Origin of the sequence: Microbacterium sp. LMC-P-041 (assembly GCF_030209555.1) — a bacterium.
Lineage (GTDB): Bacteria > Actinomycetota > Actinomycetes > Actinomycetales > Microbacteriaceae > Microbacterium.
The window spans coordinates 151513-172694 of record NZ_JARVRV010000006.1 but is presented as its reverse complement, the minus strand read 5'-3'; the positions used below and the strand labels follow the sequence as shown (position 1 = coordinate 172694).

The window sequence follows — 21182 nt, the reverse complement described above, 5'->3', positions numbered from 1 at the left end:
AGACTCCCGGTGTGTGGTGGGGATGCGGCGCGCCGCATCCCCACCCGTCACTCACTCGGTGACGTCGAACTGTCGGATGGTTGCGAGGGTGTTCGCCTTGCCGACGTAGGTGATCCCGTCAGCGGTCGCCCACGTCGCTCCGATATAGGCGATCGGGGCGACGAGCGCCTGATCCACGACGTACTCGTTCAGCTCCTTGTAGACCGGGAGAGCATCCGCGAAGTCGACGGTGTTGTTGATCTCGTCGAAGTAGCCATCGAGCGTCGGATCGGTGTACCCGGTCGGGTTGCCGAAGCCGGCGGCGCCGATCGTGGTCGCGAGATCTGCCGAGTCCGAGTTGAATCCGAGGATCTGGTAGTACAGCCCGTAGTCACCGGAACGGGCAGCTGCCTGCGCCTGCTGCGGCGGCACGGTGACCCACTCGAGGGTCAGACCGATGTCGGCGAACGCCTGCGTCAGCACGGGCTCGATCGTGGTGCTGAGGAAGGTGCTCGGGATCTGGAAGGTCTCGCCGGCGTAGCCCGCCTCTTCGACGAGCTCCTTGCCCTTCTCGGGGTCATACTCGTACGCGTCGTTCAGCTTCTCGTCGTAGACCTCGCCGAACGGGCTGACCAGCTGCGTCGTGGCGATGCCCACTCCACTGAAGATGCCCTTGAGCACGCCCTCGCGGTCGATCGCCATGTTGATCGCCTGACGCACCTTCACGTCACCGAGCGCCGGGAACTTCTCGCCGGCGCGATCGAGGATGTTGAGGTACCCCACGGCCACCGCGTCGTTCACCGTGATGGTGAACTTGTTCGCGTCGAGCTGCGAGACGACCTGCGACTGCACGGTCGCCGCGTTGAGCTCGCCCGCCTGCAGTGCGTTGAGCGATGCCGTCGGGTCCTGCAGCACCTTGACGGTGAGCGTCTTGAACGGCACATTGTCGGCGTCCCAGTACTCATCGCGCTTGACGAGGACGTAGCTGCTGCCCGGGACGGTCTTGTCGACGTCGAGAGTGAACGGGCCGGATCCGATCGGGTCGGTGGCCGTGCGCTCTTCATCCATGGTCGCGGGATCGCCGATGGCACCAGGGCCCTGGGCGAGGTTGTCGAGGAACTGGGGGTCGAATGCCGAGAAGCTGATGACGACGGTCTTGTCGTCCTCTGCCACGACGTCCGCGACCGCGGCGAGGCGGCTCTGTACGGCTCCGGGCGTGGCCTTCGAACGCAGCAGGGTCGCAGCGACCGCGGCAGCATCCACCGGGTCTCCCGAGCTGAACGTCATGCCGTCGCGCAGCGTGAGGGTCAGCTGGGTGCCGTCTTCGTTGTACTCCCACTTCTCTGCGGCGCCGGGGAGCAGTTCACCGGTCTCCGGGTCCTTGCGCAGCAAGGTGTCGAGGATCGACGACCAGACGAACATCTGCTGACCGTCGACGATCTGAGCGGGATCGAGCGAGTTGGGGGCAGACACCGCGGCGACTGCGAGGTCCTTCTCGACGACGGCCGCCGACGTGCCTTCGGGCGTCGAGTCGCTTCCGGCAGCGCAGCCGGTGACCGCGAGTGCGGTGATGAGGATCGCAGCGGGCAGAGCCACTCGGCGACGGTGCTTACGGGTGTTCCACATTGTTCATACTCCTTTGGATGAAACGACTTGATGCGCAACCGCTTGTCAGCGGGGTGTGGCGGACGAGGACGGCGACGTCTGATGTCAGTAAAGCAGGGTTCTGGAGTTTTGACAACCGATTGCCAACTTGTTACCGAAGCGTGAGATCCGCAAAAGACCGGCGGCCCGCGAACACCGCATCTACGAACACCTCATCACCACCGAGCACAGGGCTGAGGTCGGCGACCGCGCGTTCCACCCCTGCACGATCCGATGCCCCGCCGTCGATTGCCAGCCACGCAGCGACGACCGCCGCGCACGCAGCACCGGTGCGGCCCGCCGCGCGTTCACGCTCAGCCACCGGCGCGATACGCACCCGCATCTTGGTGTCGGCGTCGAGTGCGATCTGCGCGAGTAGGTGCCGGATGCGGGGGTTCCGGAACCGCCCGAGCAGCGCCGTACGGTATTCGGGCAGCTCGAGCTCTGCCGGAAGATGGCGGCATGCCTCGTCCCAGTACGCGTCGACAGCACGGAGACACTCTGCGTCGGCTATCGCTTCGGAGACGGTGAGATGCCCCCGAAGTCGACCGACCGAGGCGAGCAGGGTGTGAGCACCGTTCAGTAGCCAGAGCTTCCGCGCCTCCCACGGTTCGAGGTCGTCGGTGAAGCGCGCTCCCGCCGTCTCCCACTCCGGTCTGCCCGCAGGGAACTCCCCAGCGATGACCCAGTCGGAGAACGGCTCGGCGACGACCGGTGCACGATCCCCGTAGCGCTCTGCGAGCTCAGCCGCCTCCTCGTCCGAGAGTCGGGGCGTGATGCGATCCACCGAACTCGAGACGAACGAGACCTGGAGATCGATCCAGTCGGCGAGCCCGGGCAGCCCGCCCGCGACCGCGTGCACGGTGTCACGGAGAACTCCGCCGTTGTCGGGCAGATTGTCGCAGGAGACCAGTGCGAGCGGGCCCGAGGCTGCGCGCCGGCGCGCCTCGAGCCCCAGGGCGAGACGACCGATCGCGGTGAGCGGACGGATGCCGTCGAGGTCGTCGCCGGCCGCGTCTGCGAGCAGAGCCCGATCGCGTGACAGTGCGGGGTCGGCGTAGGCAGCCTCGGTGATCGTCAGACTGACGATGCCTGTCGTGGGAGCGGCGACGTCATTCACGAAGGACGGGATGTCGGTGCCCGGATGGGCCCGGACGATACTGCCGATCCGTTCCGCTTCGTCGCCTTCCGGCGAGCGCACGACCAGTGTGTAGAGGCCGTCCTGGGCGGTGAGATCATCCGCAAGGCCGGCGCTTCGTCCGGTGTACGCCGCGATCCCCCACTCGGCTGCATCCGCGGCATGAGCCGTATACCAGGCCAGATGGGAGCGATGGAAGGCGCCGAGCCCCATGTGCACGATCCGCACGGGCGGAGCCGGCGACTCGCGCACGCCGAGTGTCGTGGCGCTCACAGCTTGAACACCCGCTTCGGCTGCGGACCGACGATGTCGCCGATGATCGCGGCCGCCGACTCCTCGCTCACCCGACCCTCGACCACGAGGCGCGCGAGGAATGCGGCATCCGCTCGACGCGCCGTATCGTGCCGGGCTGGGATCGAGAGGAACGCGCGGGTGTCGTCGATGAAGCCCGACCCCCGTGAGAATCCTGCGGTCTCGGTCACGGCCGACCGGAATCGGGCCATGGCGTCGGGTGCGTCGAGGAACCACCACGGAGCCCCGATGTAGACGCTCGGATAGAAGCCCGCGAGCGGCGCGACCTCCCGCGAGTAGACGGTCTCGTCGACCGCGAACAGCACGAGGTGCAGGTCGCGCTCGAGCCCGAACCGCTCGAGCAGCGGTCGCAGACCGCCGACGAAGTCGGTGCGCCGGGGAATGTCGTGGCCCGTGTCGGGCCCGAACCTGCGGAAGGTCTCCGCGTTGTGATTGCGGACCACGCCCGCATGGATCGTCATGACCAGACCGTCGTCGACGCTCATCCGGGCCATCTGCAGCAGCATGTGCGCGCGGAACGAATGGCGATCGGCAGCATCGGCATCCCCGGCCATCACTCGGGCGAACAGCGCCTGCCCCTCGGCTGCGTCGAGATCGAGGGTGTCGGGCACCTCGACACCGTGGTCGGCCGAGACCGCGCCGTGCTCGATGAAGTACCGCCTCCGCGCCTCCAGCGCTGCGAGGTAGCCGGCGAATGTGCTCGGCTGCCCAGTGGTCTCGAGCAGGCGCTGCACGCTGGCGGCGAACCCTGCCGCGTCCGGGTCGAGGTAGCGATCAGGCCGGAAGGTGGGAACGACCCTGCCGACCGCACCCTCGGCGGCGAGCGCAGCATGCCCCGCGAGATCATCGAGTGGATCGTCGGTCGTCGCGAGGACCTCGATGCCGAAGCTCTCGAAGAGCGCACGCGGTCGCATGCTCGGATCGACGAGCTTCGCGGCGATGTGATCGTACGCATCGTCCGCAGTCGCGGCAGTGAGCGGCGTCCGAAGCTCGAGCACGTTCTCGAGCGACTCGCTCAGCCAGTACCCAGACGCCGTGCCCGCGAACAGCGGCCAGCGCTCGGCGAACAGCCGCCACACCTCTCGCGGGTCCGCCGGCGATCCACCGACGCCGAGCGCATCGAGTCCGACACCCGAGGCATGCAGCAGCCGGGTGACGTAATGGTCGTGCGTGATCAGCAACGATGCCGGGTCGGCGAAAGGGCGATCCTCGACGAGCCACTCCACCGGCACGTGGCCGTGCGGCGAGACGATGGGCGCAGCTGAGACGCTCTCGTACAGGGATCGCGCGACGGAGCGCGTCGCCGGGTCGGCAGGAAGCAGGCGGTCGCGGTCGCGGCGTTGCGGCTGGAGCATTCCTCTATCAGATCGGTTTCCGCCAGTTTTGTCAATCGGTTGCCAAGCGTGTTGTTCGCACGGCGACATATCCCGGCGGACCTGCTGCCGTACGATCGGGGAACCGGATGCCGGTCGCAGCGAAGGGAACAGCACGCGATGTCGATGGACGATCTGACAGCACCCGATGAGGTGCCTGGCAGTGCTGGCACCTCTGCCCGCCGAGCGACCATCTACGACATCGCGCAGCGGGTCGGCCTCAATCCCTCGACGGTCTCCCGCGCTCTGAACAAGCCGGGTCGCACGAACGCAGCGACCGAAGAGAAGATCCGCGCGGCGGCCGCCGAGCTCGGCTACCGCGCCAACCCGATGGCGAGAGCTCTTCCCACCGGCCGGTCGGGCACCTTCGCGATCGTACTCCCTGACATCACGAACCCGGTGCACTTCGAACTGATCCGCGGCGCTGAGCAGGTCGCCCGCGCTGGCGGCTTCACGCTGATCATCTCGGAGACGGAGGGATCGGCGGAGATCGAGCACGAGACCATCGAGACGCTGCAGGCATCCGTGGACGGGCTCCTCGTCGTGGCGTCTCGTCTCGGCGACTCCGACCTCGCCACCCTCGCCGCCGTGAAGCCGATCGTGGCGGCGAACCACTCGGCGCCCTCGCTGCCGAGCGTGATCCCCGACCTGGCGATGGGGCTGACCGCAGCCATCGACCATCTCCGCGATCTCGGACACCGGTCCGTCGCGTACCTCGGGCTCGGCGGTGTGCAGATCAATCGCGCCCGCTGGGATCTCACCCTCGACCTCGCGCTGTCGCGTGACATCTCTCTGGTCGAGATCACCGTGGATGCCCCGACCGTCGCCGCGGGTGCGGATGCCCTGCGCCGCGTGCGCGCCAGCGGCGTGACCGCCGTTCTGGCCTACAACGACCTGGTCGCTCACGGCCTGCTCCGAGCAGCCCGCGGCGCCGGCCTCACCCTGCCTGAGGCGTTCAGCGTCATCGGGTTCGACGACATCTTCAGCGCCGAGCTCGCCGTGCCGGCACTGACGACGCTCCACTCGCCGCTGCGCGAGATCGGCACGCGGGCCATGGAGACACTCATCGAGCCCGAGCGGAATCGCGCCCCGTCGAAGGTCGTCCTACCGCTCGATCTCGTCGTGCGCGAATCGACGGCGCGCCCCGTGAGCTGAGCGCCCGACACGTAGGTCTCGCGGTCAGACCGAGGGAGCGGCGGAGGGTACGGCGAGTTCGCCAGTCAAGTACTGCGCCCGACCGAATCCGAACGACCAGTCCTGAGGGCCGTTCTCGACGTACCCGATGAAGACGTCCTCGCCCGCGACGCCCACCGCAGCGAGTCGGGCTGCGATCTCGGCATACAGGTTCTGCTTCATCTGGTCGCTGCGCCCGCGCTGGGTGAAGATCTGGATGATCACGGGGTCGGTCCGATCGAAGCCGAGCCCGGCATCCTCCGCGATGATCGTGGTCGTCGATCGAGAGGTGATCACCTGGAATCGGTCGCGGACGGGGATGCCGTAGACCTCGACGATCGCGTCGTGGATCGCTTCCGAGATCTCCTGGGAGTTCGAGCGGGCGTCACTGTGGTCGATACGTACGAGTGGCATGAATCCTCCTGAGTATTTGTCCTGACATTCTCACATTAGTCGGATCAGTCCGTCAAACTCTTGCATCCACTCTCTCCTCCATGCAAGAATGTCTTTACATGGAACGCGCTATCGTGTTCCGCACCACCCTTCCGCCGCTGCGGCATCCACCGCGTGGCGATTCCACGCAAAGGAGCGTCCTCGTGTCGAATTCCCGCATCACCAGACCGTCGTCGGTTGTGACCGGCGGCACCGCAGGGCGGGGGTTCCTCGCTCGCCTCACGGTGATCTCCACCCTCGGCGGTCTGCTCTTCGGCTACGACACCGGGGTCATCTCCGGTGCGCTGCTGTACATGCGCGATGACCTCGCGATGTCCACGGGAGAAGAAGCCTGGGTCGTCAGCGCACTCCTCTTCCCCGGCGCCGCCTTCGGCGCGCTGCTGGGTGGGCGCATCGCCGATGCGCTCGGGCGCAAGCGCAGCCTTCTCGTCTGCGCCGTGATCTTCCTCATCGGAGCCATCGCCTGCGCGATCGCCCCGAACGTCACGATCATGGTCATCGCGCGCATCTTCCTCGGGTTCGGAGTCGGCGCCGCCGCCGTGGCGTGCCCCCTCTACCTCGCAGAGATGGCGCCAGCCGACAAGCGCGGCCGTATGGTGACGATCAACGAGCTGATGATCGTGACGGGACAGCTGCTCGCCTTCGCGATCAACGCGCTGCTCGCCGTTCTGATCAGTGACACGCACGTCTGGCGCATCATGCTCGCGGTGGCGTCGATCCCGGCGTTCATCCTCCTGATCGGAATGCTGGTACTCCCGGAGTCTCCCCGTTGGTTCGGCGCCCGAGGTCGTCTCGACGAGGCACGACTCGTGCTCAGCAAGAGCCGTACGCCTGACGAGGTCGAGACAGAACTCGCCGAGATCGCGCAGAACGCGAGCGTCGAGGGCGATCAGCGTCGCCACGCGTGGCGGGCGCTGCGCGACAACCGCTGGATGCGTCGGCTCCTGTACGTCGGCTTCGGTCTCGCGACGGTGCAGCAGGCCACTGGCATCAACACGGTCAACTACTACGCTCCCAGCATCCTCACCCAGACGGGCCTCGGCGACCAGGCCGCCCTCATCGCGACGATCGGCGTCGGGCTCACCAGCGTCATCATGACCATCGTGGGGATCTGGTTGATCGGATTCATCGGCCGTCGCAGGATGCTGGCCATCGGCTTCAGCGGCGTGGTCGGCTCGCAGATCGTGCTCTCCCTGGTCTTCCTGCTGCCCCAGTCAGACGGGGTCAGCTACCTGATCCTCGCCGCGATGATGCTCTTCGTCGCCTTCGTGCAGGGCTTCATCGGCACCGTCGTCTGGCTGCTGCTGAGCGAGATCTTCCCGCTGGCGATCCGCGGACTCGCGATGGGGCTCGCCGTGTTCGTGCTCTGGACCGTGAACGCGTTCATCTCGTTCGTCTTCCCGCAGATCGTCGAAGGCATCGGTTCGACCTGGACTTTCGCGCTCTTCGCGGCGATCAACGCCGTCTCGCTGTGGTTCGTGCTCACCCAGGTTCCTGAGACCAAGGGCCGCTCGCTCGAGACGCTCGAGACCGACTTCCGCACCCAGGCGATCCGCACGATCCCTCGCCGGGAGCGCCTCGCAGGGCGCTGATGCATCGCCTCTGAGAGGGGGTGGGGAGCCTGACCGGCTCCCCACCCCCCTCTCTTCGTGCGCCGGCCACAGCGAAGCCCCCTCCTCGAGATCGAGGAGGGGGCTTGTCGGCGCGACGCGACTCGTGCGCGGGACCTCAGCCGATCAGTTCGCGCAGCCTCTGCAGCTGGAAGCGTGAGACCTCGTCTGCCCGCTCATCCTCGGCGAAGACGTTCGAGACCAGCAGCGCGTCTGGGCGATCGAGATATCCGCTCGCCCGCAGCGTGTCGAACAGCTCGATCCAGTTCACGTCGCCGTCGCCGATCTGCAGGTGCTGGTGCACGCGGGCCGCGTTGCCGGGTGGGTTCGAGATGTAGCGCAGGCCGTGAGAGCGATGGTGGTCGAATGTGTCGGCGGCGTAGACCGCCCCCAGTCGCTCACCGATCTCAGGAAGCAGGGTCGCCGCACGGTCGCCGTAGTGGAACGTGTGAGAGGCGACGTACACGAATCCGACGGCCGACGAGTTCAGCCCGCGGATGACCCGCCAGGCCTCGAGCCCGTCCTCGACGAAGTCGTCGGGGTGCGGGTCGATGTTCAGCCGCACCCCTTCCTTCTCGAGGATCGGCAGCAGCTCCTCCATCGAGCGGTAGAACGCGTCTTCGCTCTCCTCCTGGAGCTCCGGTCGACCCGAGAACTCGGTGTTCAGCACCGGGGCGTCCAGAGCGACGGCCAGCTCGATGATGCGCCGCATGTTGCGCACGGCGGCTGCGCGCTCCGTCTCGACCGGAGACGAGATCCGCTGCACAGGGAGCAGCGCAGGGATCGCCACACCGGCGTCCACCGCGCGCTTCTTGAGAGCCGCGGCGAGCGCATCATCCGCCTTCGGATGCCGGAAGAACGGGGCGAAGTCGGCGTGCGGCGTGAGGTGCAGATACTCGTACCCGAGACGTGCGGCGACATCAGGGAAGTCGAGGAGCGCGTGATCGTGGTGGTACGGCGTGGGGTCGAGTGCGATGCGGACCATGTCGGTTCCTCTCCGGCTCAGGCGTAGAACGCAGGACGCTCAGCTGCCTCGACGGGAACGATACCGCCGTCGAGCGCCTTGACCCCCGCCTCGCACGCGAGTGCGACGAGGTATCCGTCCCAGGCATTCGGACCATCGACAAGACGGCCGTCCTTGACGGCATTCACCCACCGCTGGATCTGGCGGTCGTACGCCTCCGCGAAGCGCGTCGTGAAGCTCGTGTGGTCCTTGATCGAGAACTGTCCGTCGCGCCACTGCTGCAGGCCGGACGGCTGTCCGATGCGGGCGATGCCCTTCTCGAACACCGCCTCGGTGCCGACCTGGTAGCCGAACTGCACGCTCACGTTCATCTCGACATCGACGAGCACACCGTTCTCGAGCTCCATGATCACGAGGATGGGCTCGCGCAGGTGCTCGGGGGTGAGAGTGTTCCGACGCGGGAACTTGATCTCGACCGACTTCACAGCGGATCCGGCCAACCACGGGATCACATCGAATTCATGCACGACCGAATCCGTGATGAGCATCGTCTGCGTATAGCTGTCGGGCACGGACGGGTTGCGGTGCACACCGCGCACCATGACCAGGTCGCCGGCGTCGCCTGAGGCGATCAGTTCGCGCAGGGCCGCGTACTCCGGGTCGAAACGACGCATGAAGCCGATCTGGATGTGCGGCTTGTCGAGCTTCTGCTCGCGCTCGATGATGTCCCACGACGTGGCGGAGTCGGGCGTGAGCGGCTTCTCGCAGAGGATCGGAAGGCCGGCCTCGAGTGCGGGGATCAGCACCGGGGCGTGGAACTGCCCGGGTGTGGCGATCAGCACGGCGTCGACCGCGTGAGCGGCAATCGCGTCTTCGACGCGGCTGAAGGCGGCAGCACCCGGCGCGTTGAACACAGCCGCGGCGGCACGCCCCGGATCCGGCTCGATGATCGCCGAGACGACGGCGCCCGAGATGCGATGGGTGATGCGGGCGATGTGATCGGCGCCCATGAGTCCGGCGCCGACGACGCCGATGCGGAGGTCAGTGGTCATGAGTTCAGTGCTCCAGAAAGAGAAGGGATCAGTGGATGCGGGCGAGGTGGGTGCATCCGAAGATGTGCTCACGTGTGCGCTGGGCGATGGGGAAGGGACGGTCTACGTCGCAGCCGTACATGTCCTGCTCGACGATCGCGAAGATCTCGGAGTCGATCGCGGCGACCGCGTCGATGATCGGTCCGAGATCGGGCACGCCGTGCGGCGGCTCGATCATGATGCCCTGCGTGACGGCATCCGCGAAAGGAACGTCGTTCTTGAGCACGTCGAAGAGCAGCGAGGTGTCGACCTGCTTGAGGTGCAGGTATCCGATGCGATCGGGGCGCTCCTGGATGAGCTTGACGTTGTCGCCGCCGTAGTAGGCGAAGTGGCCGGTGTCGAGGCAGAGGTTCGTGTACCGCTCGTCGGTCTCGTCGAGGAATCGCACGACCTCACGAGTGGTGCCCACGTGGCTGTCCGCGTGCGAGTGGAACTGCTGCTTGACCCCGAATTCCTCGAGCAGAGCCTTGCCCAGACGGTCGTGCCCCGCGGCGAGCTTCTTCCACTGCTCGTCGGTGAGGGTCCGCGCCTCGAGCACCTCGCTCGTCGCGTCACTGCGCCACAGGTCGGGGATAACGACGAGATGCTCGGCGCCGAGCTTCGATGCGAGTCCGGCGACGGCGAGGGCCTGGTCCCACGCCCGCTGCCACTGGTCGTCGCCCTTGTGGAATCCGGTGAAGACGGTGCCCGCGGACAGCTTGAGCCCCCGCGAGCCGAGTTCGTCCTCGAGCTGGTGCGGGTCGGTCGGCAGATAGCCGTACGGGCCGAGCTCGATCCACGAGTACCCGGCGGCGACGACCTCGTCGAGGAAGCGCTGCCAGGGCACCTGCTTCGGGTCGTCCGGGAACCAGACGCCCCAGGAATCGGGAGCGGTGCCGATGCGCAGACCCGGGTTGGCGCCTGCGGCCACGGATGCGGTGGTGGTGTCAGTCATGTCAGTTCTCCGTTGAAGTCAGCCGAGGAGCGGACGCTGGTGCGCCTGCTGTGCGAGGTACTCGGTGCGCGCCTGCTGCGTGCTGGCGAGCGTCGAGACCTCGGGGACGGGCACGTCCCACCATCCGTCGCCGTCCGGCGCATAGATCAGCGGGTCGCTGTTGATGTGGATGAAGGTCGATGTCGCCGACGCCTTCGCCTCGGCGACAGCTGCCGACAGCGCGTCGATGGCCCCGGCTCCCGGCTCGATCTCGATCACGTCGAGTCCGTAGCTGCGGGCGTTCGCGGCGAGATCGATCGGCAGGGTCTGCTCGCCCTGGAAGTTGCGCGCCTGAGGGTCGTACTCGCGATACCAGGTGCCGAAACGGTCGGAGCCGACCGTCTCGGAGAGGTGCCCGATCGACGCGTAGCCGTGGTTCTGGATGAGGACGAAGATCACCTTGATGCCCTCGGCGACGGCCGTCACGAGTTCGGTGTTCAGCATCAGATACGAGCCGTCGCCCACCATGACGATGACATCTCGGTCGTCGCCGTCGGCGACCAGCCCGCGCTTCGCGCCGATTCCGCCCGCGATCTCGTACCCCATGCAGGAGAACGCGTACTCGACGTGGTAGCCGAGGGGATCGCGCACCCGCCACAGCTTGTGCAGGTCTCCGGGCAGCGAGCCTGCGGCCTGCACGATGACGTCTTCCGGGGCGGAAGCCGACTGCACGGCGCCGATGATCTCGGACTGGCCGGGCAGCGCGAGTCCTGACGGGGCGAAGGCCGCGTCGACGCTCGCGTCCCACGCCGCCTTCTCACGGGCGATGCGCTCGGTGTACTCGGAGGTGATCTCCCACCCCTCGAGCTCGATGGCGAGTTCGGTCAGCGCCTCGCGTGCATCGGCGATGACCGGCAGCTGCGAGCCGTGCTTGTAGGCGTCGAACGACGCGATGTTGATGTTGACGAACACCACATCGGGGTTCTGGAAAGCGGTGCGGGAGGCGGTCGTGAAATCGCTGTACCGCGTGCCGATGCCGATCACGACGTCGGCCTCCGCCGCGATGCGGTTCGCCGCCAGAGTGCCCGTCGCGCCAACGCCGCCGAGGTACTGCGGATGATCCCAGACGAGCGAGCCGCCACCCGCCTGCGAGGTGCCGACCGGGATGCCGGTCGCCTCGACGAGTGTGCGCAGGTGATCTTCGGCACCGGAATAGAGCACGCCTCCTCCGGCGACGATGAACGGACGCTTCGCCGAGCGGATGGCGGCGACTGCCCGAGCGAGCGCCGCGCGCTCGGGCAGAGGCCGGCGCACGTGCCACTCGCGATCCTGCAGGAACTCGAGAGGCACATCGATCCGCTCGGCCTGGACGTCCTCCGGCAGCGCGATCGTGACTGCTCCGGTCTGCACCGGGTCGGTGAGAGCGCGCATCGCGCCGAGCGCGATCGAGTACAGCTGCTCAGGGCGCTGAACCCGGTCGAAGAACACCGACAGCGGCCGGAAGGCATCGGTCACTTGGATGCCGGGGTCGTGCGGGTGCTCGAGCTGCTGCAGAACGGGATCGGCCACGCGGGTGGCGAAGGTGTCGCTCGGCAGCAGCAGCGCGGGAAGCCGGTTCGAGGTCGCCAGGGCCGCCGCGGTCAGCATGTTCGCCGCACCCGGTCCGACGGAGGCCGCGGAGGCGAGAGTGCCTCTGCGCCGGTGCATCCGGGCGTAGCCGACGGACTGGTGGACCATCGCCTGCTCGTTGCGCGCCTGGTAGTACGGCATCAGGTCGGGCTGCTCGACGTTGAACTGCTTGAGCGCCTGACCGATGCCGGCGACGTTGCCGTGTCCGAAGATGCCGAACATGCCCGCGACCGTGCGCTCGCGGATGTCGCCGTCGACGGTCCACTGGTGTCCGAGGAACTCGACCAGCGCCTGGCTGACCGTCATCGTCTTGGTGTTAGCCATCAGGGCCGGCCTTCCTTGTCGGTGTCGTGCTCGTAGGGCAGCCGGGAGTCGAACTCCTGACCGTCCCAGGTGTTGCGAACCCACGCATGAGCGGGATCGTCGCTGATCAGCCACGTGCGTTCCGGGTCGGGACCCGCCATGACGTTGAGGTAGTAGAGGTCGTACCCCGGGGCGGCGACGGCCGGGCCGTGATAGCCATAGGGCACGAGTGCGATGTCACCGGTGCCGACCATCGCATTGATGTCGATCTCACCTGCGGGCGAGGAGTAGGTGCTGAACATCCCGAAGGCGCCGTCGGCCGCGTCCGGGTTGCCGCCCGAGCGCGACGGGGCGCTCTCGAAGTAATAGATCTCCTCGAGGCGCGACTCGTGCCCCGGCTTGTGCTCGTCGTGCTTGTGCGGAGGGTACGACGACCAGTTCTCGGCCGGGGTGATGACCTCGCAGACGATCAGCCGAGCGGCGTCCAGCGCCTGCGGAGTGCCGAAGTTGTGCACCTGACGGCTGGAGCGCCCCGCCCCGCGGAGCTCCACGGGCGTCTCCTCGGCGGCGATGTACTGCCAGTCGCGACGCTCGGCGGTCGGCGCTTCGGTGACCGCGACGCGGCCTTCGCCGCTGATGGTCGCCGTCGTGCCGATCGACAGATAGAGCACGTCGGTCGGCCCGTCGAACACCGACGCACGACCGTGCAGTCGTGTGTGCCACTCACCCGGGTGATGGTGATGCGCGATGCGGAACGACCCGGCCAGCGGCACGATGACCCGCTCGACGTCGAGGGCCGTGAGCTCGAGCTCGTCGCCCTCCGTCAGCTCGGCGATGCGGATGCCGGTGTGCTGCCACCCCGCGAGCGAGGCGTCGACCACGCTCTGCCATCCGTCGCGCGCGAGTGTGCCGCGTCGGTGGAACCAGCGATCTTCTGTGGTGCTCATCTTCGTGCTCTCAGAGGAATGGATGCCGCCCGCTCCCCCGCGGGCGGCATCCGGATCGGGTCAGTTGTTCTGCGGGAATCCGAGGTTGATTCCGCCGTGCGTGGCCGGGTCGAGCCAGCGGCTGGTGATCGCCTTCTCCCGCGTGAAGAAGTCGAACCCGTGCACACCGTACGCCTTCGCGTCGCCGAAGAGCGAGGCCTTCCAGCCGCCGAACGAGTGGTACGCGACCGGCACGGGGATCGGCACGTTGATGCCGATCATCCCGACCTCCACCTCGCTCTGGAAGCGCCGGGCGGCGCCTCCGTCGTTGGTGAAGATGGCGGTGCCGTTGCCGAACTCGCCCGAGTTGATCAGGTCGAGACCCTCCTGGAAGGTCTGCACCCTCACGACCGAGAGCACCGGGCCGAAGATCTCCTCGGTGTAGGCGCGCGACGTGGTCGGGATGTCGTCGATCAGGGTCGGCCCGAAGAAGAAGCCGTCTTCGTGTCCGTCGATCGTGAGGCCGCGTCCGTCGACGACGATCTTCGCGCCGTCAGCTTCTGCGATGTCGACGTACGAGGCGACCTTGTCGCGGTGCACACCGGTGATCAGGGGTCCCATGTCGGGCTCGACGCCGTCGACACCCGCGCCGTTGCCGATGCGCAGGTTCGCGATGCGCTCCGAGACCTTGGCAATCAGTTCGTCGGCGACGGGCTCGACGGCCAGCACGACCGAGATCGCCATGCAGCGCTCGCCGGCGGCGCCGTAACCGGCGTTGACGGCCTGGTCGGCGACCAGGTCGAGGTCGGCGTCGGGCAGCACCAGCATGTGGTTCTTCGCGCCGCCGAGAGCCTGCACCCGCTTGCCGTTCTTCGACGCCGTCTCGTAGATGTACTGCGCGATCGGCGTCGAGCCCACGAATGAGATCGACTGCACGACCGGGCTGTGGAGCAGACCGTCGACAGCGAGCTTGTCGCCCTGCAGCACCGTGAACACGCCGTCGGGAAGACCGGCTTCCTTCCAGAGCTGAGCGATCCAGAGGGCAGCCGAGGGGTCCTTCTCGCTCGGCTTGAGTACGACCGCGTTGCCTGCGGCGATCGCGACCGGGAAGAACCACATCGGCACCATGGCGGGAAAGTTGAACGGGCTGATGATGCCGACCACGCCGAGCGGCTGCTTGAGCGAGTAGACATCGACTCCGGTCGAGGCGTTCTCGCTGAATGCGCCCTTGATGAGGTGCGGGAATCCCGTGGCGAGTTCGACGACCTCCTGGCCGCGGAGGATCTCGCCCATGGCGTCGGAGACGACCTTGCCGTGCTCGGCCGTGATGATCTCGGCGAGCTCGCGCTTGCGGGCGTTCAGCAGCTCGCGGAACGCGAAGATGACGGTCTGACGCTTCGCGATCGAGTAGGTCTTCCAGACCTGGTACCCGCGCTGGGCGGACTCGATGGCGGCATCGATCTCGGCCTGGTCGGCCAGCGCGACGTGCGCCTGCACTGCTCCGGTGGCGGGATTGTAGACGGGCGCGGTGCGTCCGCTGCTGGAGGGGCTGTCGGCGCCGTCGATCCAGTGGGAGATGACGCGAGGTTCAGGGGTGCTCATGGGTGGATCCTTCGTGGATGGCAGTTCAGCGGATGGGTGCGGCGGCGCCGCGGACGAGCCCGGCTGCGGCGTCGACGGCGGCGACGACGTCGCCGTCCGGCGGATAGAGCAGCGTGCGGCCGACGGTGAGACCGCGCACGCCGGGGAGGGTCAGAGCGTCCTCCCACGCGGCGAAGGTCTGATCGGGGTCGGCGCCGGAGTCGCCGCCGAGAAGCAGCGTCGGCATGGTGGTGGCCGCCATCACCCGCTCCATGTCCTCGACGACCGGGAGCTTCATCCACGTGTACGCAGACGACGCGCCAAGGCCGGCCGCGATGGCGATCGAGGCGATGACGGCATCCGTCGAGAGATCGTTGACGATGTGGCCGTCTTTCCAGCGGCTGAGGAACGGCTCGAGCATGATCGGCAATCGAACTCTTGCGGCGGCGGTGACAGCGTCGGCCGTCGCCTGCAGCGTGGGTGCGGTTCCTGCATCGTCGAGGTTGATCCGGATCAGGGTCTTCGCGAAATCTGCGCCGATCGCTGCGAGCTCGTCGACCGTATAGGCGCCGTAGCGGTCGTCCATCTCGAAGGTCGCGCCCCTCAGACCGCCTCGGTTCATCGACCCGACGACGATCTTGTCGTCGAGCAGCCCGAGGGCGGCCAGGTCGTCGATGATGTCGGGGGTGCCGAGCACGCCGTCGACGCCCGGGCGTTTCAGCGCCGTCGCGAGTCGATCCAGCAGGTCGTACCGATCGGCCATGGCCATGGGGTCGGAGCCCACGGCGAGAGCGCCACGGGCGGGGTGGTCGGCGGCGACGATGAACAGCTTGCCGTCGACCCCGAGCAGGTCGCGTCGGCGGCGGTTGCGCAGTCGCGAGGCGATCTCGTGCGGCGCTGAGGCGCGCAGGTCACGGAGACGGGAGAAGTCGTCTGCCGAGAGGGTGATGCCGGTCATCCTCGGACTCCTTCGAGTAGTTGCTGCACCTCGGACACGGTGGGCATGGCGGTCGAGCATTCCAGTCGCGAGGCGACGATCGCGCCGGCGACGTTGGCGAATCGGAGGATCTCCTCGAGACCCCAGTCCGAGAGGAGCCCGTGACACAGGGCGCCACCGAACGCGTCGCCTGCGCCGAGTCCGTTGACGACGTCGACGAAGTGGGGCGGCACCTCGACCGTCTCGTCGGCCGTCTTGGCGAGCACGCCCTTCGGTCCCTGTTTGACGATGGCCAGTCGTACGCCGCGCTCCAGAAGAGCATCCGCCGCTCGGAGGGGCTCGGTCTCGCCGACGGCGACCTCGCACTCCTCCCGATTGCCAACGGCCACGGTGACGTGCTCGAGAGCGCGACCCACCTGAGCGGTCGCCTCGCTCGGGTCGGCCCAGAACATGGGCCGGTAGTCGAGGTCGAGGACTGTGTGATCTGCGCGACCGCGCATCGCCCAGGCATCGAAGTGCGTCTGGCGGCTGGGCTCCTGCGAAAGACCGGTCACCGTCGACCAGACGACGCCGGCTGCACGGATGGCATCGGCGTCGAGCTGATCGGGCGTGATGTTGAGGTCCGGTGCCTTCGGCTCGCGGTAGAAGTACAGCGGGAAATCGTCCGGAGGGAAGATCTCACAGAAGGTGATGGGCGTCTTCAGATCCGGATCGACGGCGACGGCCGAGTCGTCGACACCAAGTCGCGTGAGCTCTCGATGCAGATAGCGACCGAAGGGGTCGTCGCCCGTCCGGGAGACGAGCTGCACGGCCCGGCCATAACGAGCGGCGGCCACGGCGACGTTCGCCGCGCTTCCGCCGAGGTACTTGCCGAACGTCGCCACGTCCTCGAGACCGACGCCGCTTTCGAGGGGGTAGATGTCGACGCCGAGGCGCCCGAGGGCGACGACGTCGAAGGTCTTTTCTCCGGTCATACTCCTGTGTACAACTTTCCTGATCGCAATGGACGGGATATGTCCTAACAATAACACAAGGCTCGATTCTCGCAAGGGCCCGCGCGCCTGGCTCTCGCGCTCTGAGGTGACAAAGTCTGCGGGAGGTAATATTGTCGCGACAAACGAGGGAGACCACGAGATGGCGACGACGGACGGCGTATGGCCGGACCACCTGTTCCACGATCTGGACCGCACAGGGCCGATTCCCCTGTACTTCCAGGTGTCGAGCAGGCTCGAGGCGGCGATCCGATCGGGCGAGATCCCGCCGGGTGCGCGCCTCGAGAACGAGATCGCGATCGGTGAGCGCCTGGGACTCTCTCGCCCGACCGTTCGGCGGGCGATCCAGGAGCTCGTGGATCGGGGCCTCCTCGTACGTCGCCGCGGAATCGGCACGCAGGTGGTGCAGGGGCAGGTGACCCGCCAGGTCGAGCTGACCAGCCTCTTCGACGACCTGCAGAGCACGAAGCACAGCCCCGGCACGACGGTGCTGCTGCACGAGCTCTCTCCCGCCCCCGAGAACGTCGCCGAGCACCTCAGCGTCCCAGCGGGCGCGGAGGTGCTGCACATCCGCCGCCGCCGCACCTCCGACGGCAGCCCCGTGGCGATCCTCGAGAACTGGTTCCCCGCCGACATCGCCGAGATCACCCGGGAGCAGCTGGAGGATCAGGGCCTCTACCAGATTCTGCGCAGTCGAGGCGTGACGATCCGTGTCGCGAAGCAGCGGATCGGCGCTCGACGGGCTCACGACGACGAGGGCAAGCTGCTCGACATCGACCGGGACGGGCCCGTGCTGCAGATGGAGCGCACCTCGTTCGACGGCGCCGGCCGAGCGATCGAGTTCGGGGTGCACATCTACCGCCCCGATCTCTACAGCTTCGAGACCACACTCGTCGCGAAGTAGCCTGCGCGGCGCCGGCTCGGCGCAGCAGCATGCGGACAACAGGGGTGGCGAATCGACGGATTCCCCGCCCCCATCGGCGACCCTGGAAACGGTCTGCGATCTTCAGGTTCGAATGTTATGACATTCTATTGACTTCTTGCTAGGTGCTGGATACGCTCAGCGCACCAACGACGGTAGCCGGAACCCGCCGGCGCAAGAAAGGATCACGACGTCGTGACACTCACACACAGCTCCCGCACCGGGATGGCCCTCGTCGCCGTCGCCGTGTCGGCCCTCGCCCTGGCGGGCTGCTCCGCCGCCGCCTCCGACGGCTCGACCGACGCGTCCAGCGGTCTCGAGAGCGGCTACGGCTCTCTCGCCGAGAACCGCAACGCCTACTTCTTCACCTACTACAACCCGGCGGGCGATCCCTTTTGGGCCCAGATCCTGCAGGGCGGCGAGGATGCCGCCGAACTCGGAGATCTGACGCTCACGCACCAGACCGCAGAGGGCGACCCCGACAAGATGGTCGACCTCGTACAGACGGCGATCGCCACCGACCCCTCCCTGATCTTCATGCCCTTCAACGAGGGCGAGAAGTGGGTGGGCGTCGCCTGCGACGCCGCCGAGGCGGGCATCACCGTGGTCGCCTACAACGTGCCGGCGCCCGAGTCGGCCGCTGACTGCGTGTCGGGCTTCGTGGGGCAGGACTTCTTCGAGGTCGGGGAGATCGTCGGCGAACGGCTCGTCGAAGAAGCAGGTCTCGAGAGCGGCGACAAGGTCCTACTCCCCGCCGAAGAGCCCGAGCAGGCCTACGCGATCAACCGCGGCGGTGGCGTGCAGTCCTCGCTCGACGAGGTCGGTGCGAAGGGCGAGTTCCTGCGCACGTCGGGCAACGACGAGGAAGCGCTCAACTCGCTGACCGCCTGGCTCACGGCGAACCCGGATGTCGCCGCGATCGCTCCTCTCGGCGGCACCCCGCACCGGAACATCGTCGCCGCCATGGAGGCGGCCGGAGTGAAGGTGCCGGTCGTCGGCTTCGATACCTCGCCTCAGGTCGTCGCAGGGATCAAGAGCGGCGACATCATCGCTACCGCCGACCAGCAGGGGTACGTGCAGGGATTCCAGTCCGTCACGCAGGGAATCCTCTACATCGACTTCGGCCTCTCCCCCGCCAACATCAACTCCGGCGGGCGCGGCCTGATCGACGAGTCGAACGTCGATCTGCTCGAGAACGACAAGCTCAAGGGCGTCCGTTTCTGAGAGCTCGACTCGCGGGGGCCGCAGCCTGGGGCGCGGTCCCCGCCTCCTTCTTCCTCACTTCCCCGAAAGGCATGAGATGTCTCAGCCCACAGAAAGACCGCGCGAGCACGTCCTGACCGCTCCCGCCCCGACCGAGACCGTCGTCACCGGACGGATGCTCGGCGACAGCACCCCGCGGACGTTCACCGACTCGCTCCGCGAGAGCATCCGCTACAGCCGAGGCAGGGGTGCCCTCGAGATCGGCGTGATCGTCGCGCTGGTGCTCGTCGGCTTCATCATCGCCGGCTCGGTGGCCCCCGCCGCCTTCCCTTTCCTCTCTGCAAGCAACCTCTCCGGAGTCATCTCGCAGAGCATCCCCGTGCTCGCGCTGCTCGGCCTCGGTGCCGGCATCCTGATGGTGGCCGGCGAGTTCGACCTGTCTCTCGGCGCGAACGTCGGCTTCACCGCGATCGTCTTCATCAACGTCTCCGAGAGCGTCGGTTGGGGCTGGGGCATCGTCGCCGGACTCGCCACCTCCACCTCCATCGCTCTGATCAACGGACTCATCGTGGTGCTCACCCGCATCCCGTCCTTCATCGCCACACTCGGCATGGGGTTCTTCTGGGTGGGCGCGAGCATCTTCGTCAACGGCACCTCTCCCGCCATCCTCGTCGACGGCAAGGACGACGTTCTCGTCACGGTGTTCGCCGGCGACTTCGGCTTCTTCCGGTCGCAGTTGGTCTGGCTGGTCCTGATCGGCCTTGCCGCATGGGCGTTCCTGCACCGCCACAAACTCGGCAACCACATCTTCGCAGTGGGCGGCAATGCGTCTGCAGCCAAGGCGATCTCGATCAAGCCCAACTCCGTACGCCTCCTGGCCTTCGGAGTCTTCGGCCTGCTCGTCGGTTTCGCGGCGATCCTGATCTCCGTCCGCACCGGCTCCATGCAGCCGGGCAGCACCGATGACTACACGCTCATGGCGATCGCTGCCGCCGTCGTCGGAGGCACCTCTCTGAACGGCGGTCGCGGATCGGTCATCGGCATGATCATCGGCGCCGCCCTGATCCGACTCATCGAGAACGGCCTGATCCTCGCCAAGGCACCGGGCTTCTACATCCAGCTCTTCGTCGGCCTCATCATCGTGATCGCCGCCGTCTTCAACAAGCTCATGGAAGGCAAGGCATCATGACCTCCGACTACCTGCTGCGTCTCGAGGGCGTGACCAAGAAGTACGGTGCGAACACCGTGCTGAAGGACGTCTCGTTCGACATCGGCCGCGGCGAGGTCGTCGGCCTGCTCGGCGACAATGGCGCAGGCAAGTCGACCCTCGTGAAGATCATGTCCGGTGTCGTGCCGATGACCTCGGGGGCCTACTACTGGGACGGCGCCGCCGTGCCCACCGTCAACCGACCGACCACCGAGTCGCTGGGCGTCGAGACGATCTTCCAGGACTCCGCCCTCGTCGATCAGATGTCGATCACCCGCAACATCTTCATGGGTCGGGAGATCACGAACCCCCTCGGCTTCATGAAGTTGAAGCAGATGGATGCCATCGCGACGAACATCCTCGACACCGTCGTCACGATCGAGGGCATCAAGAGTTCGAAGCAGCTCGTCTCGTCACTGTCGGGAGGACAGGCGCAGGCCGTCGCGATCGCGCGGGCAGTGCACTTCAAGCGCAGCCTGCTCATCCTCGACGAGCCGACATCGGCCCTGGCCGTGCGTGCGACCGAGGCTCTTCTGGACTACCTCCGACAGCTCAAGACCGAGGGAGTGAGCTCGGTTCTCGTCACCCACAACCTGCACCACGCCTACAAGGTCTGCGATCGGCACATCGTGATGAATCACGGCAGGAAGATCCTCGATGTGCGGCGCGAGGACACCAGTGTCGAAGAGCTGACCGCAGCCGTGGTCGAGGGCCAGATCGGGGTCGACCGCTTCCGCGCCGGAGTGGGCATCTGACCGGCAGCTCCACACGCGAGGCCCCGCACTGCAGCGCAGTGCGGGGCCTCGCTGTACCCGGCAGTACCGATGATGCG

18 protein-coding genes are annotated in these 21182 nt (G+C 67.1%); 6 read left to right on the top strand and 12 right to left on the bottom strand.

The genetic code is table 11. The features are described from left to right. Positions 1 to 51 precede the first annotated feature (51 nt). The 3 genes from QRN21_RS13595 to uxaC form a co-directional block, all read right to left on the bottom strand. On the bottom strand, positions 52 to 1605 hold the full coding sequence (locus tag QRN21_RS13595; RefSeq protein WP_285364537.1) for an ABC transporter substrate-binding protein: 1554 nt from the start codon (positions 1603 to 1605) through the stop codon (positions 52 to 54). 130 nt (positions 1606 to 1735) lie between these two features. Continuing rightward, positions 1736 to 3034 carry a mannitol dehydrogenase family protein gene (locus QRN21_RS13590; RefSeq protein WP_285364535.1) on the bottom strand — a complete coding sequence of 433 codons (1299 nt, stop codon included), beginning with the start codon at positions 3032 to 3034 and terminating at the stop codon, positions 1736 to 1738. Beyond that, positions 3031 to 4428: a glucuronate isomerase gene (uxaC, locus tag QRN21_RS13585; protein WP_285364533.1), complete on the bottom strand. Its 1398-nt coding sequence runs from the start codon at positions 4426 to 4428 to the stop codon at positions 3031 to 3033. Before uxaC ends, QRN21_RS13590 begins: the two co-directional genes overlap by 4 nt. Before the next feature lie 144 nt (positions 4429 to 4572). Here uxaC and QRN21_RS13580 point away from each other — a divergent pair, with 144 nt between their 5' ends. Beyond that, positions 4573 to 5601 carry a LacI family DNA-binding transcriptional regulator gene (locus QRN21_RS13580; protein WP_285364531.1) on the top strand — a complete coding sequence of 343 codons (1029 nt, stop codon included), beginning with the start codon at positions 4573 to 4575 and terminating at the stop codon, positions 5599 to 5601. Between the two features lie 24 nt (positions 5602 to 5625). Here the strand turns inward: QRN21_RS13580 and QRN21_RS13575 are convergent, their stop codons facing one another. Then, entirely contained in the window at positions 5626 to 6033 is a 408-nt protein-coding gene (locus QRN21_RS13575; protein ID WP_285364529.1) for a tautomerase family protein, read from the bottom strand. A gap of 182 nt (positions 6034 to 6215) precedes the next feature. Between QRN21_RS13575 and QRN21_RS13570 the strand changes: the two genes are divergently transcribed. Continuing rightward, complete coding sequence (locus QRN21_RS13570; protein ID WP_285364527.1) at positions 6216 to 7664, top strand: sugar porter family MFS transporter; 1449 nt, start codon at positions 6216 to 6218, stop codon at positions 7662 to 7664. A gap of 136 nt (positions 7665 to 7800) precedes the next feature. On the opposite strand, the gene QRN21_RS13565 is transcribed toward QRN21_RS13570, so the two are convergent. The 8 genes from QRN21_RS13565 to iolC are packed head-to-tail and all read right to left on the bottom strand — an operon-like array spanning position 7801 to position 17000. Next, positions 7801 to 8667, bottom strand: coding sequence for a sugar phosphate isomerase/epimerase family protein (locus QRN21_RS13565; protein ID WP_285364525.1), 867 nt, complete (start codon positions 8665 to 8667; stop codon positions 7801 to 7803). Positions 8668 to 8684: 17 nt separating this feature from the next. After that, positions 8685 to 9698, bottom strand: a complete 1014-nt coding sequence (locus QRN21_RS13560; protein WP_285364521.1) for a Gfo/Idh/MocA family oxidoreductase — start codon at positions 9696 to 9698, stop codon at positions 8685 to 8687. A gap of 28 nt (positions 9699 to 9726) precedes the next feature. Continuing rightward, positions 9727 to 10671 (bottom strand): sugar phosphate isomerase/epimerase family protein, encoded by a 945-nt coding sequence (locus QRN21_RS13555; protein ID WP_285364519.1) that lies wholly within the window; start codon positions 10669 to 10671, stop codon positions 9727 to 9729. Between the two features lie 18 nt (positions 10672 to 10689). Beyond that, positions 10690 to 12603, bottom strand: a complete 1914-nt coding sequence (gene iolD / locus QRN21_RS13550; protein WP_285364516.1) for a 3D-(3,5/4)-trihydroxycyclohexane-1,2-dione acylhydrolase (decyclizing) — start codon at positions 12601 to 12603, stop codon at positions 10690 to 10692. Continuing rightward, positions 12603 to 13529: a 5-deoxy-glucuronate isomerase gene (gene iolB / locus QRN21_RS13545; protein ID WP_285364514.1), complete on the bottom strand. Its 927-nt coding sequence runs from the start codon at positions 13527 to 13529 to the stop codon at positions 12603 to 12605. The genes iolD and iolB overlap by 1 nt, the downstream gene beginning before the upstream one ends. Positions 13530 to 13589: 60 nt before the next feature. After that, the gene (locus tag QRN21_RS13540; RefSeq protein WP_285364513.1) at positions 13590 to 15110 is read right to left on the bottom strand and encodes a CoA-acylating methylmalonate-semialdehyde dehydrogenase; all 1521 of its coding nucleotides are present in this window, start codon (positions 15108 to 15110) and stop codon (positions 13590 to 13592) included. A gap of 25 nt (positions 15111 to 15135) precedes the next feature. Beyond that, positions 15136 to 16047, bottom strand: a complete 912-nt coding sequence (locus tag QRN21_RS13535; RefSeq protein ID WP_285364511.1) for a Cgl0159 family (beta/alpha)8-fold protein — start codon at positions 16045 to 16047, stop codon at positions 15136 to 15138. Beyond that, positions 16044 to 17000 carry a 5-dehydro-2-deoxygluconokinase gene (iolC, locus tag QRN21_RS13530; RefSeq protein WP_285364508.1) on the bottom strand — a complete coding sequence of 319 codons (957 nt, stop codon included), beginning with the start codon at positions 16998 to 17000 and terminating at the stop codon, positions 16044 to 16046. Before iolC ends, QRN21_RS13535 begins: the two co-directional genes overlap by 4 nt. 160 nt (positions 17001 to 17160) lie before the next feature. On the opposite strand from iolC, the gene QRN21_RS13525 reads away from it, so the two are divergent. The 4 genes from QRN21_RS13525 (at position 17161) to QRN21_RS13510 (ending at position 21105) form a co-directional block, all read left to right on the top strand. Next, the gene (locus QRN21_RS13525; protein WP_215169499.1) at positions 17161 to 17922 is read left to right on the top strand and encodes a GntR family transcriptional regulator; all 762 of its coding nucleotides are present in this window, start codon (positions 17161 to 17163) and stop codon (positions 17920 to 17922) included. Between the two features lie 213 nt (positions 17923 to 18135). Next, positions 18136 to 19164 carry a substrate-binding domain-containing protein gene (locus QRN21_RS13520; RefSeq protein WP_285364505.1) on the top strand — a complete coding sequence of 343 codons (1029 nt, stop codon included), beginning with the start codon at positions 18136 to 18138 and terminating at the stop codon, positions 19162 to 19164. Positions 19165 to 19240: 76 nt separating this feature from the next. Next, positions 19241 to 20332 (top strand): ABC transporter permease, encoded by a 1092-nt coding sequence (locus tag QRN21_RS13515; protein WP_285364502.1) that lies wholly within the window; start codon positions 19241 to 19243, stop codon positions 20330 to 20332. Further along, positions 20329 to 21105, top strand: a complete 777-nt coding sequence (locus QRN21_RS13510) for an ATP-binding cassette domain-containing protein (RefSeq protein WP_285364499.1) — start codon at positions 20329 to 20331, stop codon at positions 21103 to 21105. Before QRN21_RS13515 ends, QRN21_RS13510 begins: the two co-directional genes overlap by 4 nt. The last annotated feature ends 77 nt before the right edge of the window (positions 21106 to 21182 follow it).